The organism is Nostoc sp. (assembly GCF_036917655.1).
Classification (GTDB): Bacteria; Cyanobacteriota; Cyanobacteriia; order Cyanobacteriales; family Nostocaceae; genus Nostoc.
In genome coordinates, this window is sequence record NZ_JBALCY010000081.1 from 1 (window position 1) to 16189 (window position 16189).

12 protein-coding genes and 1 pseudogene are annotated in these 16189 nt (G+C 40.2%); 6 read left to right on the forward strand and 7 right to left on the reverse strand.

Translation table 11 applies throughout. The features are described 5' to 3' along the window. Window positions 1-78 precede the first annotated feature (78 nt). From V7K30_RS31000 to V7K30_RS31020, 5 genes are all read right to left on the reverse strand, one after another. Window positions 79-240 carry a CPXCG motif-containing cysteine-rich protein gene (locus tag V7K30_RS31000; RefSeq protein ID WP_335005999.1) on the reverse strand — a complete coding sequence of 54 codons (162 nt, stop codon included), beginning with the start codon at window positions 238-240 and terminating at the stop codon, window positions 79-81. Between the two features lie 77 nt (window positions 241-317). Beyond that, window positions 318-1994 (reverse strand): B12-binding domain-containing radical SAM protein, encoded by a 1677-nt coding sequence (locus tag V7K30_RS31005; protein WP_335005977.1) that lies wholly within the window; start codon window positions 1992-1994, stop codon window positions 318-320. Window positions 1995-2014: 20 nt separating this feature from the next. Then, window positions 2015-2269 (reverse strand): SemiSWEET transporter, encoded by a 255-nt coding sequence (locus V7K30_RS31010; protein ID WP_335005979.1) that lies wholly within the window; start codon window positions 2267-2269, stop codon window positions 2015-2017. 337 nt (window positions 2270-2606) lie between these two features. Continuing rightward, complete coding sequence (locus V7K30_RS31015) at window positions 2607-3512, reverse strand: hypothetical protein (RefSeq protein ID WP_335005981.1); 906 nt, start codon at window positions 3510-3512, stop codon at window positions 2607-2609. Between the two features lie 27 nt (window positions 3513-3539). Then, on the reverse strand, window positions 3540-5330 hold the full coding sequence (locus V7K30_RS31020; RefSeq protein ID WP_335005983.1) for a hypothetical protein: 1791 nt from the start codon (window positions 5328-5330) through the stop codon (window positions 3540-3542). A 305-nt stretch (window positions 5331-5635) separates the two neighbouring features. On the opposite strand from V7K30_RS31020, the gene V7K30_RS31025 reads away from it, so the two are divergent. Then, window positions 5636-7480 carry a tetratricopeptide repeat protein gene (locus V7K30_RS31025; RefSeq protein WP_335005985.1) on the forward strand — a complete coding sequence of 615 codons (1845 nt, stop codon included), beginning with the start codon at window positions 5636-5638 and terminating at the stop codon, window positions 7478-7480. A gap of 71 nt (window positions 7481-7551) precedes the next feature. On the opposite strand, the pseudogene V7K30_RS31030 reads toward V7K30_RS31025, so the two are convergent. After that, window positions 7552-7945, reverse strand: a pseudogene (locus V7K30_RS31030) (FAD-dependent oxidoreductase); the annotation flags it as partial. A gap of 327 nt (window positions 7946-8272) precedes the next feature. Between V7K30_RS31030 and V7K30_RS31035 the strand changes: the two are divergent. The 3 genes from V7K30_RS31035 (at window position 8273) to V7K30_RS31045 (ending at window position 12591) form a co-directional block, all read left to right on the forward strand. Beyond that, window positions 8273-9016, forward strand: coding sequence for a pentapeptide repeat-containing protein (locus V7K30_RS31035; RefSeq protein WP_442941123.1), 744 nt, complete (start codon window positions 8273-8275; stop codon window positions 9014-9016). A gap of 295 nt (window positions 9017-9311) precedes the next feature. After that, window positions 9312-10787: a pentapeptide repeat-containing protein gene (locus V7K30_RS31040; protein ID WP_335005989.1), complete on the forward strand. Its 1476-nt coding sequence runs from the start codon at window positions 9312-9314 to the stop codon at window positions 10785-10787. Between the two features lie 292 nt (window positions 10788-11079). Further along, window positions 11080-12591 (forward strand): hypothetical protein, encoded by a 1512-nt coding sequence (locus tag V7K30_RS31045; RefSeq protein WP_335005991.1) that lies wholly within the window; start codon window positions 11080-11082, stop codon window positions 12589-12591. A 71-nt stretch (window positions 12592-12662) separates the two neighbouring features. On the opposite strand, the gene V7K30_RS31050 is transcribed toward V7K30_RS31045, so the two are convergent. After that, a complete protein-coding gene (locus V7K30_RS31050) occupies window positions 12663-14384 on the reverse strand; it encodes an ATP-binding protein (protein WP_335005993.1) in 1722 nt (573 codons plus the stop codon). Window positions 14385-14516: 132 nt separating this feature from the next. On the opposite strand from V7K30_RS31050, the gene V7K30_RS31055 reads away from it, so the two are divergent. Together V7K30_RS31055 and V7K30_RS31060 are read left to right on the forward strand one after the other, a co-directional pair. Further along, on the forward strand, window positions 14517-14675 hold the full coding sequence (locus tag V7K30_RS31055) for a hypothetical protein (RefSeq protein WP_335005995.1): 159 nt from the start codon (window positions 14517-14519) through the stop codon (window positions 14673-14675). Between the two features lie 203 nt (window positions 14676-14878). Further along, on the forward strand, window positions 14879-16015 hold the full coding sequence (locus V7K30_RS31060) for a pentapeptide repeat-containing protein (protein WP_335005997.1): 1137 nt from the start codon (window positions 14879-14881) through the stop codon (window positions 16013-16015). The last annotated feature ends 174 nt before the right edge of the window (window positions 16016-16189 follow it).

Sequence of the window (16189 nt, forward strand, 5' to 3'; positions counted from 1 at the left end):
TTTTTCACCTACAAGGTCATTCAGTTGTCTGGCTAATGGAACCAGCTAACCGTCCCTGAGCATTACTACTCATTTAGGTTAAACGAATCGCACTTCATCAACCCGCACATACAAAATATTTGGGTTACAGCAAACTTGACAATCTTCAACGTAAGATTGCTGTCCTCCAGCACTCAAATCAATAAAAGTTAAGTTCGGTTCGCCGCAATAGGCGCAGTAATACTCGGCTGTGTTTTGCATCAAGTTTTCAGCTATGAATTCAATGGGATTGGGCATGGGGCATGGGGCATTGGATATTAAATTTTAATTCCTAGTCATCAATCCCTAGTCCCCAGTCCCCAGTCCCTAGTCCCCAGTACTGGCTGTAATTCCTTTGGGGATGGGTTGATATAACTCTTAGCATCAGCCAAATGCTTTAGTAGTGTAGACTGTGGCAGAGGCCCTTGCAAGTGGCTCCAGGGTAATACTTGCTCTGTTGACCATTCGGCGTGAACGTAGAAATCTAAGTCGGGGATTTGTCCTTTGAGTTGTTTGAAAGCACGTTTGTAGCTACCCAAGGAGTCGCCAAAGTCACGAGTAAGTTGGAGGAGTTGGGACACTCTGCGATCGCCTCTCGATAACAAAGCCTGTATAATCGACCAATTATAGCTTTCTGGGCGAAATTCTATCCCCTGTGGTTTTAGCTGTTTTTGCAAAAACTGCAACCGCTTTTCGGCTTGGCGATTTACCCCAAACCATTGAAATGGCGTGTGTGCTTTGGGTACAAAGGTGCTGCATCCAAATGTTAAGCGCAATCCCGGCGCAGCTTTTTTAATATTACGCATCATCGCCACGGTTTGCTCTAAATCCTCTGCTTCTTCACCGGGAATTCCTGCCATTCCATAGAGTTTCAAGCTTTTTAATCCGCCAGCTTTGGCATTTACGGCTGCTTGGATAATTTCATCGTTATGCAGCTTTTTGTTGATGATTTGCCGGATTTTCTCAGAACCACTTTCTATAGCAATGGTAAGCGATCGCGTGTCTCGTTTCGTCAAAGTTTCTGCTAGCTGGACTGTTACGGTATTGGTTCGTACTGAGGCAATACTGAGACGGACATCATCATACTTTGGCTGACTAATATAATCCAGCAAAGTCTCAAATTCTGGGTGCTGAGTTACAGAAGCCCCCAATAATCCTAACCGATTTGTAACTTCTAAACCTCTGGCGATCGCTGGAATTAATGAATCTTCAAGACTGGCTGTTCTAAAAGGCAGTGTAAGATAACTCGCCAAACAAAAGCGGCACATTTCTGGACAACTTCTCACCACTTCCACCATGTAAATATTTTCCCATGCGGCTTTTTCGGTGACTACAGTCGAAGCCGATAGAGTATTTCCCCGATAAGTCTGCTTTTGCACCACTGCGGGAATTTCTGGAGAAATTGGTTTAATTGACTTTACTGCACCATCTTTTGCATGATATTCGACTTCATATAAACTGGGAATATAAATTCCTGGTATTTGTGCAAGTCTTTTTAGTTGAGTTTGTCTAGAAGCATTTCTCACTTCTTTGTAAGCTTCAATGAAATTACCCAGCAGGTTTTCGCCATCTCCCAATAAAATTACATCAAAAAAAGCTGCAAAAGGTTCGGGGTTAGCTGTGAGAACTGGGCCACCACCAAAAATTATTGGATGAGAATCATCACGATAAGTTGCCAGAATGGGAATTTCTAAAGATTCCAGCAAATTTAAAATATTCACATAATCCAGTTCCCAGGAAATAGAAAATCCCACAATTTTCGGGGTTCTGGGGAGTTGTTCGTGAGTATCTGTAAATAGGCGACTCACCTGCACATCAGCACGCATTGCCAAGGTTGCCCAAACTACCTGATAGCCGAGGCTAGTGATACCTACGCTATATTCATTGGGAAAGGCGAAGATTATGGGGATAGCGTTGGTGTCTGGGGTGGCGGGGGTGAAAAGGAGGCGTTCAGAGGTAAATACAGATGATGTCACAGGTGTTTCTTAGAAGCAAGTTATCTATATCTAATTTTAAGCCATAGAATAATCAAGTTAAAAATAAATGTCACGCCGTTCGCAAGAATAATCGGTAAGGATTGTAAATATATTCCATAAATTAACCACAAAAAAACACCAATTATGAATGTAATTAGTGTAACTGAAGAAACATCTTTTGCTGATTTTGTTTGCCACGTTTTAAACATCTGTGGCAAAAAAGAGATTGTGGTTAGTGTAGCAGCCGCTAATCCTAGAATTGTCAGAAAATCCATTTATACAAACCTATAAATTAAAATTTTTATTAGTTAAAAACTTAGAAGGTGATTTTTATAATATTGTTTAATACTTTCGATTGGACATTTTAACGTGAAGTGGAAAATGGAGAAAATAAAAAGGTGAAAATTTCATTATTTTTTCTTGTAATTTAAGTTTTATCCTAATCATTAAAGGATATGTGATTGACACTAGCAAACAATACAGTTCAGTTAAGGATAATTGTAGGTTGGGTTGAACGAAGTGAAACCCAACAAACCCTGCAAAATGTTGGGTTTCGTTCCTCAACCCAACCTACGCTGTTTTGGTTTTTGGCTCTAACCCAAGCGTATTGCACTAGCAAAACCTATTAATTAATTCTTCACGGGATAACTGCAATAGTAAAGGCGTAAACTCTTCTGGTGGTAACGCTAATAAAGGTTCAATAATTTCTTGAAACTCATTATCTATTTCACCAAACCGAACTTTGAGCAAGTTTTCCACCACTAAGCGTTCTCCCTGCTGAATTCCTGTTTCGAGTCCCCGTTGTTCACCTTCTTGTATCGCCTGTTCTCGGTCTTGTTGGTAAAGTGGTGCTAATCGCATAAGTAATTCCCTATCTTCCTCGTCTTGATTTTGAGTGACTTGTAAGTTTTGTTGCAAGTTGTATAGCAATTCTAACGCTGCTTTTCGGAAAGGATTATCAGGAGTAAGTGCTTCTAATTCGTCAATTGCTTGCTTTTGAACGTTCCCTCTACCGATGATTCTCAGCCATAAGGTTTCTGAGATAGATGGTAACTGATGAATTGCTACTATCGCAGTACGCAAATATTCTGGCATGAAGTATATTCCAGGCAAGTAGTCATCTTTTGGGTTAGCACCAAATCCTGATAAGAGTTGCGCTGATGCTGTGGGGGTAAGAATCCATAATTTTGGTAAATCAGATTCTAGAATGCGAGTTTTATTTCGATTTGCTTGTCGTTGTAAATCGCCACGTACCTCTAATAATTTTAAGAGACAATCGCAAATTTCTGTAGCTGATGCTGCGTTACGAAATGGTTCAAGCAGAGAAGGGGTAGTGACAAGTTGACCTAATAATCCTAGTGTTTCTGGTATGTTATTTGGTTGTGGTTTAGGGATGAAATAAACGTCAATTTCTCTAACTTCTCCTGCGACTCGTCTAGCTGCTTGGACTTCGCCGTAAGGAGTGAGTAATTGTTCGAGGTAGTCTTTGGCAAATTGGTCATGAATAAATCTGGTCATGTCAGTAGTTTCGTGATGCAAGCCAGTTTATTTACCATTATCTTGCGATTTTTTGAGATAAGACTTAGCCCAAGAGTAGCGTTTTGAATCTTTTTTCAGTAAATATTCTGCTGCTTCATGTCGTTTGTTTTCATCTTTTGTACTCCTGATTACTCGTTTTCTTTCAGCATCTATATCTTCAGTTTCAGCTCCACGTTCAATGGCTTGTTCAAACCAATAATCACCTTTCTCATACTCATATCTGTCATAACATATAGCACCCATTAAGGTGTAAGGCTGATGACTATCATGCTGATACTCCATAGCTTTTTTCGCACAATTTTCTGCATCAGCTAAGTTGTCCATATCTCTGAATGCTGCACCTCTAGTGACTAAAATAGCTGATTTGAGATTACTATCGTTGACTCTATTTAAGTCCAGGTCAGTAAGTTTTAAAGCCCGTTTAGGTTCATTTGCTTTGCGCCAATAACCACTAGCTGTGGGGATATGCCACTTGTGTCCAGTACGACCAAGTTCTTGTTCATAAAACTCTGCTTCAAGTTTATAATAGGCGAGAGCGATTTTACCATTATCAAATAATAGTCCCTTTTCCATAAGCTGCAAAACAAACTTAGGATCTAGGCGTTCTTTTTTCTCTAGTTTGACCATGATCGCGTAAAATGGCTCTAGCGGAAGTGAAATATCTGTCAATCCATATTTTATTTTGAGTGCAGCAAAGTACTTTTGTTGTGCTAAAATAGTAATATCTTCATATTGATTATTTCTTAGCCACGCAATTTCTAAATCGCTCATAACGATTCTTGATACTATCTTTGACTTCAAAAACAGAGCATATTTATCATTAGCAATTTCAATTATTTCAGGCAATTGATACTGGGTTAAAAAATTAATATCTTGCTCATTTAAATGAGTTTCTGAATCCAGCTTTTTCAAAATTACATATAAATAATTATCAGATGATAAATCTTCATGTTGGCTAGCTTTATACTTTGCCTTCAATGCAATAAAATCTTGTTTTTTTTCGAGTTCTTCAGCAATGGCAATTGTTTCGGTAAGTCCTTGCTTTTCTAGCCAGTCAATTTCTGAATCCATTAATTTTTCGTCCGCATCAAGTTTTTGCAGTATTTGATATAGTTGACCTGATAATGATATGTCTGGGTGTTGACTTGCTTGATATTTGTTTTTTAGCTGAATAACTTTAGCCCGTCTTACAGACTCTTGTTTTTCAAAATTTTCTAGAGTTTCAAAAAGTTCATTATTTAACAGCCACTCATATTCGTTATCATTTAAACTTGCTTCTGCATCTAGCTTTTTTAGTATTCTATACAGTCGGCTATCAGGATGTGAATCTTGATACTTGGTGGCTTGATATTTATCCTTTAGTTCTGCAAAGCGTTTTATATCTTGAGCAATTGTAACTATTTGAGTAAGATTATTATCTTGCAATAATTTGATTTCTGAATCAGTCAAACTATTTTCTGATTCAAGTTTCCAAAGTATCGGATACAAAACACTACCTACTGATGATTCCCAATTTTTGGCAACTTTATACTTAGCTTTAAGATGAGAAAATTCATCTTCTAGTCTTTTTGATTCTCCCATCCTAAATTGTTGTAGCCAGATAATTTCAAGGGTTTCAAAAAGCTCATGTTCTTGTAACCAATTAAATTCTAAGTCAAGGAGTTCAATTCCTATATCAACTTTTCGTAGTATGAGATACAGAAGGTTAGAGGGTGATGAATCTTGATATTCAGTTGCTTGGTACTTGGACTTTAAAGCAGCAAAGTGTTTTAAGCGATTTTGAGACTCTTGAACCATATTGATAATAGATGCGATCGCACTTAATGAAATGTGTTATCTGCTACTATAGCAATACTGGTAAAAAAGGGCGAGTAAGATATCCACCACAGAAGAATAAATAGTCAGACATTCAGGCAGAGCCTCGACGAATGCATTCCCAGTCTGAGACTGGGAACGAGGAAAAAGATTTTCTGAAAGCTCACAGAAATTCAGGAATTAAAATCTTAACAAGAGGCACAATAAGCTGGAACGATTGTCAAAACATATCGTTAAAAATGCGATTGCCTTTAAGCTAGAGAATGTCGAAATCCAAAAAAAATTATATGAATGCTGAAGACTTCTTAAATCAAGGATTAAACCACAGTTTGCAAGGGGATTATCAAGGTGCGATGCCTCCGGCAACCCCAGAGGGGTACGCAGCTTACACTCAAGCAATCAAGCTCAATCCTAACTATGCCGAAGCTTACCATAACCGAGGGACTATTCTAATTGATCAACTCAAAGATTATCGCAGTGCGCTCGCAGATTTTAATCGCGCCATAGAAATCAATCCCAATTTTGCCACAGCTTACTGTCACCGAGGTAATGCACGTTACTTTTTAGCCGATTATGAAGGAGCGATCGCAGATCATAACCAAGCATTACAAATAGATCCCAATTTAGCCCAATCTTACCATAGCCGGGGTAATGCTTATTTTGCCTTAGAAAAATACGACAAAGCGATCGCAGATTATATCCAAACAATAGAAATGAGTACCCAATTAGCTGATAATATCAATATTGATATCGCCAATGCTTATCATAATCGGGGTGTCGCTCGTTTTGAGAACGGCGATCATCAAGGAGCGATCGCAGATTTACAACAAGCTCTACAATGGCATCCCCATTTTGCCGCAGCTTATAGCAATCGAGGTAATATTCATCATATTTTAGGAAATTATCACGAAGCGATCGCTGACCACGACCGGGCATTACAATTAGATCCTAACTTGGCGGAGGCTTATCATAATCGAGGTAACGCCCACTACTCTTTAGCAGAATATCAAAGTGCGATCGCAGATTACAACCGCGCCCTAGAAATAAATCCCAGCTTTGCCGGGGCATATTACAATCGAGGTCTGGTTCTTGCTCATCTCAAAGAATATCACCGAGCAATTAAGGATTTTAACCAAGCATTAAAGCTAAATCCTGATGATGTGCAAGCCTATTGTGAGCGGGGTCTTGTCCGTAGTACTCTTGAAGATTATGAGGGTGCGATCGCAGATTATGACCAAGCGTTACAAGAAAATCCGACTTTAGCTTTAGTATACGGCTTTCGGGCGAATGCCCTTCGCCGATTGGGAGACTATCAAGGTGCAATTGAAGATAGCAATCGCCTATTACAACTCAATCCTAGTTTAGCTGAAGGATATTGCGATCGCGCGGCGGCTCGTCGTTCTTTAGGAGATCATAAAGGAGCAATTAAAGATTATGATCGCGCATTACAGATTAATGATAACTTAGCCGCAGCTTATTATGGTCGGGGGATTGCCCGTGAAGCTCTGCAAGATTTACAGGGTTCAATTGATGATAATACCCAAGCAATAGAACTTGTTCCTGATTTTTCGCAAGCGTACTGCAATCGAGGAAATGCTCGTCGTCTTTTAGGGGATGAACAAGGAGCGATCGCAGATTATAATCAAGCATTACAAATTAATCCCAATTTAATTGAAGCATATTATAACCGAGGTTCTACGCGCTATGCTTTAGAAGAATATGAAAGTGCGATCGCAGATTACACCCAAGCTTTGCAAATAAATCCCCAATCTGCTGCATTTTACAGCGATCGCGCTAATGCTCGCTATGCCCTAGAAGATTATCAAGGGGCAATAGAAGATTACAGTCGAGCGATCGCGATCGACCCCAGCTTTGCAGAAGACTGGTACAATCGGGGTCGTAGCCGTTCATTATTAAAAGACTTACAAGGAGCGCTTGCAGACTTAAACCAAGCCTTACAGCGTCAGCCTAATTGGGCTTCAGCTTACATCCTTCGGGCAGATGTCTACCAAAATTTGGGAGACTCTCAAGCAGCAATTGCCGATTTCCAGAAATCCGCAGACTTGTATTACCAAGAAGGAAATATCCAGTATTACCAACAAATTATTGAGCTAATTGAACAGCTTCGATGAAGGGATTGGGGATTGGGAAGAGAGAAGAAACTTGTTCAATCATTCTCCCTTGTCTCCCCAGTCCCCAGTCCCGCGATCGCATATTCTGCTGCACCTGATACAGACACTGTGGCCGGAGTGCTGCCAATATCAATAGACAGCACATCAAAATCTACCACAAGTCCATTAGCACAGAGAACTTTGTTATTTTCCAGGTCTAGGGCAACTACTCTGTCAATATACAACTGTGCCTGAGCAAAGTTTGCTAAAGGTCGCAAGTCAATATGACATTCATCGTGGCTGTAAAATCCGGCAATATGTCCTGGTAACATTCCAGAGTTAGGCTGTCTTTTTGGCTGCGGTAATCAATGTCAAACGGACTCCGAGTAACGGCTTTATCCCAAACATTCTCAGGACAATCGTATGGCTGTGACCGCCACCAATCAGCACTAGGTCTTTAACTATCGGCTGTAAGTTTTGCTGCATTGAAGTACTTAATAGCAATCCTATTTGAGTTAATTGAACTGTATTGCTTTATCATTAGTGGCTTTTGACAAATGATTTATGACTGTTTTATCACTGATTAGACATCAATCAAAATCATCATGAGCAGGGTTAATTGATAGTGAAGAACGAAAAGTAGTGAGTACAACTAATGATTGAGGATAGTAGGCAGCATATATGTTAATGTCTACTTACTCAACAGTTATGTTCTCTATTTTGTTGGTTGCATTAGCATATTCAAATATTGGCCATGCATGAAACAATAGCATCCGCGGCTAAATTGTTAAAAACTACTGTGATTGCTTGGGTATGTTGACAGTAATTATTAATGCTTTTCAGACCATGAAACATATTTCACCGACAAATAACAGCCAATTATCAAAAATATATCTTAGGATACATGCTTTCCAGGAAAAAGTTAACCAAACTCAGCATCGTTCGCCAAAACAACGTTTAAGAATAGCAATTGAACAACTAGGGAATAAGACAATAGAAACCAGTCTAGCTGTAATTAATGATTTAGAGCAAATTGCCCATAATCATCCACAGTACCACTGGATAATCATGGACATTCTTACTACTTTTGTCCGAGAAAATGCTCCTTACATACCCCAAGAGGAAGTAACGAACAACCTTAGGGCAAAAGTTCGTGCAGATATTCAAGCAGCCCTTACCGTTATTGCTAGAAGAGATGTAAACAAAGACCCAGAAAATGAGCAACTTGATTTAAGTCACACCGATATGAGAGGGGCAAACCTACATGGGGCGAACCTAGAACAGACAAATCTCTATCAAGCTAATCTTGCTGGAGCCAACCTCAGAGAAGCCAACCTAGAAGGGGCAATTCTCAGTGCAGCTAACCTAGAAGGAGCTAACTTATATTTAGCCAACCTAGAAGGGGCAATTCTTAGTGCAGCCAACCTAGAAGCAGCTAACCTAGAAGGAGCTAACCTGCATTGTGCAAGTTTATATCTAGCTGGGTTGCATGGTGCAATTCTCAATGATGCCACACTTGATGGGGCAAATCTCAGGGAAGCCAAATTCTCTGAGTGACATCTACCACCACTAAATTGGAGTACCTTCTCTAGGAGACGCAGCGCGTACTCCTACGCAGAAGCAAGCTACGCATAGCGTCTGTTAGAGAAGCTAGAATTTGTAATTCTTGTACCGCAAGCGTTTTATTGTTTTGGAATGGGTGGTTTATTTCTGTAGTGATGTACAAGTATATTCGATGTCATTCACTAGTTCAATGAGTGTCTCGACACCTATTATAATTTTCTGCTAAATGCTATACTATTTTTCCCCAACATCTAAGTAATGATTCTAGGTTGTAAGGAAAATTTTTACCATGTCTTCTAAAAAGACAGACGCTCTGCTGAATTGGTTGATAACTATAACAGTTATATTTGGCTTCTCATTGACTGTAATTTTCTTCGTATTGTCCAGTGTTAAGGAATTGTCAATCCAGGAAAAAATCCAGTATAGAAACCAAGCATTAACAACTACTGCAATAGTTTTTCTAGCATCGGCAGCAATGTTTAATACTTATTATGCAGCCAGGCGTGCCCAAGCGATGCAGAAAAATGCGATCACATCTGAGAAAAACCTCGAAATTGGCATTCAAAATGCAAAACTAAATCAAGACAGATTGATTGCAGAGCGCTTTATGGGGGCAATTGCCCAGCTTGGTCATGAAAAAGTTGAAACCCGAACAGGCGCAATTTATGCATTAGAAAGAGTTGCTCAGGATTTTCCCAAAGAACACTGGACAATTATGGAAATTCTCACTGCCTTTGTGCGAGAGAATGCACCAAAAGAGCAGCTAAAAGCAGAGCAACAAAAGGCGGAATATCAAGGAGCAGCTTACCCAAGTCGGCACAGAGGTGGGTCGCGTCCGACACAGCAGTTGGAGCAAAACCTCCATGAAGAATTGCCAAAAATACGCACCGATATTCAAGCAGCCCTAACTGTCATCGGCAGGCGTAATTTACTCGAAGACCCAAAAGAGCAGAAACTTGATTTACGTAATACCGACATTAGAGGGGCAGACCTGCTCAAAGCTAACCTGCAACAAGCAGACCTGCGTGGGGCTGACCTCAGTGGGGCTGACCTGCGTGGCGCTGACTTGAGTGAGGCTGACCTCAACGGCGCTAAACTCGTTAGGTCTATTCTCTATGAAACCAAATTACTAAAAGCCAGCCTATGTGGAGCTAACCTCTGTTGGGCTAATCTCAACCGCGCCAACCTCTCTGGGGCAAATATGCGTTCAGCCAACCTCACTGGAGCAAGTCTGCGTGTAGCTAATCTGCAAGGAGCAAACCTCTATAAAGCTAACTTGCAACAAGCGACCTTGAAAGTCGCCAATCTCTCTGGGGCAAAGCTGTTTTTAGCTAACTTGCAAGGAGCAAAACTGGGGAAAGCCAACCTGCACATGACGGGTTTGATTGGTGCCAACCTCTCAGGGGCTAACTTGAATGGTGCCAACCTTTCTGGGGCTAACTTGAATGCAGCCAAACTCCAGCAAACAGAAGTTTATTTTGCCAACCTCTCAGAAGCCAGCTTAACGGAAGCTGACCTGTATCAGGCTAACCTCATCGGAGCCAACCTATATAGGGCAACCTTTTATCAAGCTAACCTGACTCAGGCAAACCTGATGGGAGCTAACTTCTCAGAAGCTAACCTCAATGATGTCAAACTGGAAGGGACAATTTTAACAGGAGCTAAAAACTTAGAGTTGCAGCAGATTAGAAAGGCACTTGGCGATCGCACCACTCGTCTACCTGATTATATCGAAGCGCCGACACATTGGCGGCAGTCTGGTTAAGTTCCCTTAGCATCAATTGGTTATTTCGGCGCATTCTACCGTTTTCACAAAATACTAATAATTTCTAACAATAATTTCCGTAATAATTGTATAACTAAAAATAACCGTATTATAAAAGTCTTAATTCATTCATGAATTCTCTCTTTTTCTTTCCTTGACGACGGACACTTTCCTCAAGTCGGGAAACCCTTGACGCTCGATTACTTGCTAACACCATGCTAAAACCACGCTAACACCACCTCAGTGTCCTCCTCTTGACAACGGCAGTCACTTAAATTTGAATTAAAATTACATGATTAGCATTCCTAAATTAAATAGAATTGACTTTCTGGTTTTGATTGTTATTGTCATAATTGGTCTTGTACATTTACCTTTTGCATTTGACGGAGATCAAGCATTTTTTAGGCTAGGTGCTTTGGAAATGCACCAAGGAAAGATTCTCTATCGTGATTTTTGGGATGTGAAGCAACCGGGGATTTTCTACTTTTATTTTTTGGCAGGAACTTTGTTTGGTTTTAATGAGATTGGCATCCATGTGTTTGAACTTATTTACATGGTGTTTTTTTCTATAATATTGCTGCTGACTTTAAAAAGCTATTTTCAGCATCGGATTATCGCAAGTCTAGTACCTTTATTAACGGTTGGTGTTTACTATATTGTTTCAGGTGCTTGGCACCTTACTCAAGTGGAAGCACTGGTTGGTTTTCCTCTATTTCTTTGTCTTTGGCTGACTTATAAATCTTTGAAATATGAAGGTAAGCAAAGATTTTACCTACTTTTACTGTCAGGTTTTTTTGGTGGAATTGTCCTCATATTTAAATTAATTCTTCTACTTATATTGCTTTCTTTTTGGCTAACTATATTGATATGTTCTGTATTAATAAAGAGGCGGAATGTTCTCAAAGAATTTATTGAAATTAGTCTGCCAATTTTTATAGGAATTATATTTCCACTTTTAGCTGTTGTCAGCTACTTTGCCTGGTTTAATAGTATCTCAATTTTGTATGAGACATTTTTTTTATATCCACCTCGCATTGTTGCTAATTTTGCATTTGATAAAAGGAAGTTAATTGCGGGAATAAAATGGTTTTTAAGTGCTTTTTATCCTTTATTTTTATTGGCTATTGTTGCAGTCAATGTCTCATTGCGTAAGTCTAAGAATATCTTGACTTTGCTACTTGTTGTTTGGTGTGTTTTTGATTTTGGTGTTATTCTTTTACAAATTGGGGCATTCTGGGAGTACCATTATTTACTATTTTTTGTACCTTTAGGCATTTTAGCAACTAAAGGATTAGATATATTATGGCAGCCTTTAAAAGAATTGCGTTCCCCAATCATTACAATTGCGTTCATCTTTTTATTATTTTTCCCTTTATTACACACTTTTACAAGAAAGAGTGTTATTCTGGCTCGGAATAACTTTGCTTTAACTGAAGATACACGATTTAAATATCAGAGTTTATTTAGACCTAAATATCCATCCCTTCGTTCAGATGCTGAGTTTATTTCTCAACCAGGAAGTCTTTCTGGTGATATTTATGTAGCAGGTGATCCATCTATTTATTACTTCTCTGGTCGGACTCAATCAACAATATTACGTGGTTGGGCACTTGAATATTTTCTGCCTGAGCAATGGCCAAAACTTATAGAGCAGTTAGATTTATCTAAGCCTCCTTATATCTTTATTGATTCTATTCAAGGGGCTATAATCAATAAAAATTTCCCAAAAATGTTGGAGTTTATTCAGCGAAGATACCGGATGGTACATCAAAGTAGTAACGGGATTTGGTATATCATTAAATGATAAGTAAGTAAAATAAATTATTGGAATAATAGTAAGAAGCCAGAGGAAATAGAGCCAAAACTAAATAAAACTCAGCTTGCCTTTACTGGAATTTGAATTACAAACTGCGTTCCCTGTCCCGAAGTTGAATAGCACTCTAATGTTCCGCCGTGTTTAGCCGTGATAATTTGGTAGCTAATAGACAATCCAAGCCCCGTTCCTTTACCTACAGATTTTGTCGTGTAGAACGGATCAAAGATGCGTTGGATCACAGATTCAGACATTCCTGAACCGTTATCTGCAATTACAATTTTTACCTGATTTTGGGTGTTGATATCGGTTGAAATTGTGATTTGGCTGAGATTCTCTGACATCTGTTGATTGCTGCGATCGCGAAGCGTAGTAGCGGAGTGCTGATCGCTATTATATTCCTCTAGCGCGTCAATTGCATTTGCCAGAATATTCATAAATGCCTGATTTAGTTGACCTGCATAACATTCCACTAACGGGAGATCGCCATAGTGTTTGACTACGTGAATTTCTGGGCATTCTGGTCTGGCTTTCAGGCGATGTTGCAGAATCATTAGCGTACTATCAATCCCAGCATGAAGATTAACAGGCTTTAGTTCTGCTTCATCCATGCGAGAAAATGTCCGCAGCGATTGAACAATATCCCTAATTCGCGTCGTTCCCACTTTCATAGAAGCAAGCGTTTTAGGCAAATCTTCTGCTAAAAATTCTAAGTCAATCTCCTCAATCACTTCCTGAATTCCCTGACTTGTTTGAGGATACTCCTGTTCATACATCTTGATCAAAGCCAGTAGAGCAATTACATATTCATCTATATAAGTCACATTCGCATGAATGAAATTGACTGGATTATTAATTTCGTGAGCAACTCCCGCCACCAACTGTCCTAAGCTCGACATCTTTTCTGTCTGTACCAATTGGGATTGAGTTTTTAACAGAGTCTCTAGCGCCTCTTGCAATTCTTGAGTTCGTTCTTCAACTCGATGTTCTAGCGTATCATGAGCTTCCTGGATCGGTTGAGCGATCGCTCTACTCAACAGCCATGCCAGCGTCAGTGATGCGCCCAATCCCACTAAAATGCTGCTCATAGCCGCAAATTGGTTTTGCTTTGCTGCCTTATTGGCAGACTCCTGAATTTTAACCGCAAAATCTTGATTGTTTTTCAGCAGACTTTCTAATGAAGTATTAGCTTTTTGATAGAGTAATTCTCTAGCTGGTCTATTAGACTGCAATTGAGTGTAGATAGTTAAAGCAGACTCGACGCGCTTTTCTTGAGGCAAATTCTCTTGCCCCTGATGCCGCAGTTTTGCTTGGATTAACTCCGGCTGAGAAATATTAAACTCATACAACTTTCGCTCCAAACTCATAAATTTTTGGTGGGCTTGCTTCCAGACTTTCCAATTTTGGATGAACTGTTCTGATAACTGTTGCTCCTCTGCATTGTTGAGCGGCGTATTCAATGCTTGCTGCGTATTCAAAGCTTGCTCCCATCCCTGATCAATTTGTTTCCAGGCTTTGTTAATACGCACCAAAGTCAACTGCCGCTGTTGCTTTGTCAAAGTCTGGTTAAGCAATAGCCGTTCAGACGACTCAATTTGAACCTGTCCTTCGCTGATTTTCCACAAGCCATCTACACTGGGTAAATCGTTGTTAGCTAGCTCGTTGATATAGCTTGATAGCTTTGAAATACTGCTATACGAACTTGTACCCACTATCAGAATAATTGCAGTAATCACCCCAAAAGAACCAAAAAGTTTTACCTGCAAATTTAGTTTGGAGAACATAGCATTTTTACCCAGAGTTCACGATGCTAAATACAGCATTCGCTGTTCTTTAGAATTCCCCAAACATCTGACAGGCTAACTATTTATTACAGCTATTTTCAGGTAAATAGACCACGTGGTAAGGGCACAGCATTGCTGTGCCTCTACGACAGATGTGGTTTGTCTCGTTCCCAGTCTCAGACTGGGAATGCCGTTCTAGAGGCTCCGCCTCCCTTGCTGGCGGCAGAGCCGCCAGGAGCAGCATTTCCAGCCAGAGGCTGGAAACGAGATTTGAAAAGGCTTTTAGCTTAAGTTGACACCAATGAGCAATGCTGTGCCCCTACGACAGATGTGGTTCAAATACATGAAAACTACTGTAAGCCCCATTGGCGGCAATCAGGTTGAGTTACCGCAGCATCATTAGTTATTTGGGCGCATTCTACCGTTTTCACTTAATGCTATAGTTTTTACCAAAAGTCTCCGTAACAATTCTGGAGATGAGGAAGACTAAAGCTATGTCTGATAACAACACAGACACACCCAAAAATTCGTTTATATTTCTAATTTCGTTTATTGTATTCTTTATTATTTCATGCGTTATAATCGCTTGCGTTGTCTGGTATATATCTCCAATAGATGAACGACTAAAAAATGCAACGGAAGCACTAAAAATTACTGCGACAATTTTCGGTGTAATTGCAGTGTTTATCAACGCTTACTATGCAGCCAAGCGTGCAGAAGCTATGGATAAAAGTGCTGAGGCTGCAAACAAGAGTGCTGAAGCTGCTTTAAAAAATGCTGAAGCAGCACAAGACAAGCAAATCACAGAACGCTTTGCAAAGGCGATTGAACAGCTTGGAAATAAAAAGATTGAAACGCGATTAGGGGCAATTTATACTCTAGAACGAATCGCCAAAGATTCCAAAGATGATCGCTGGACAATCATGGAAGTCCTCACGGCTTTTGTGCGAGAGAATGCGCCTTTGAAAAAAGACGAGGAAAAGGTAGAGAATGCAAAACCGTTAATCAATTATTGGATGAATAGTAAAAAGCCAGAGGAGATAGAGCAAAAACCAAAACTTCAGACGGATATTCAAGCAGCCCTTACCGTCATTGGACGGCGTAATAAGAATGACCAGCAAAATCAAAGACTGGATTTAAGTAATATCAATATCAGGGGAGCAAAACTCAGGGAAGGCAACCTACAAAAGGCAGACTTCAGTAAAGGCAATCTGCAAAAGGCAGATTTCAGTAAAGCCAATCTGCAAGAGGCAACCCTCATAGAAGCCAATTTGCAAGGGGCAATTCTCAGGGGAGCCAATCTGCAAGGGGCAATCCTCATAGAAGCCAATTTGCAAGGGGCAATCCTCATAGAAGCCAATCTGCAAAAGGCAATCCTTTGGAAAGGCAATCTGCAAAAGGCAGACTTCGGGGAAGCTAACCTGCAAGGGGCAATCCTCATAGAAGCCAATCTGCAAAAGGCAGACTTCAGGGAAGCTAACCTGCGAGGGGTAAACCTCAAGGTAGCCAAAAACCTAGAACAACACCAGATTGAATCGGCAAAAGGCGATCGCACAACAATCTTACCGGAAAATCTTCAACCACCCGAACATTGGAAAGCTCAAGTTTCACCCTTAAATACTGAACATTGACCTTCTGAGGCTCGACGTTGACCTTCTGAGGCTCAATGTTGACCTTCTGAGGCTCGACGTTGACCTTCTGAGGCTCGACGTTGACCTTCTGAGGCTCGATGTTGACCTTCTGAGGCTCGATGTTGACCTTCTGAGGCTCGATGTTGACCTTCTGAGGCTCGATGTTGACCTTCT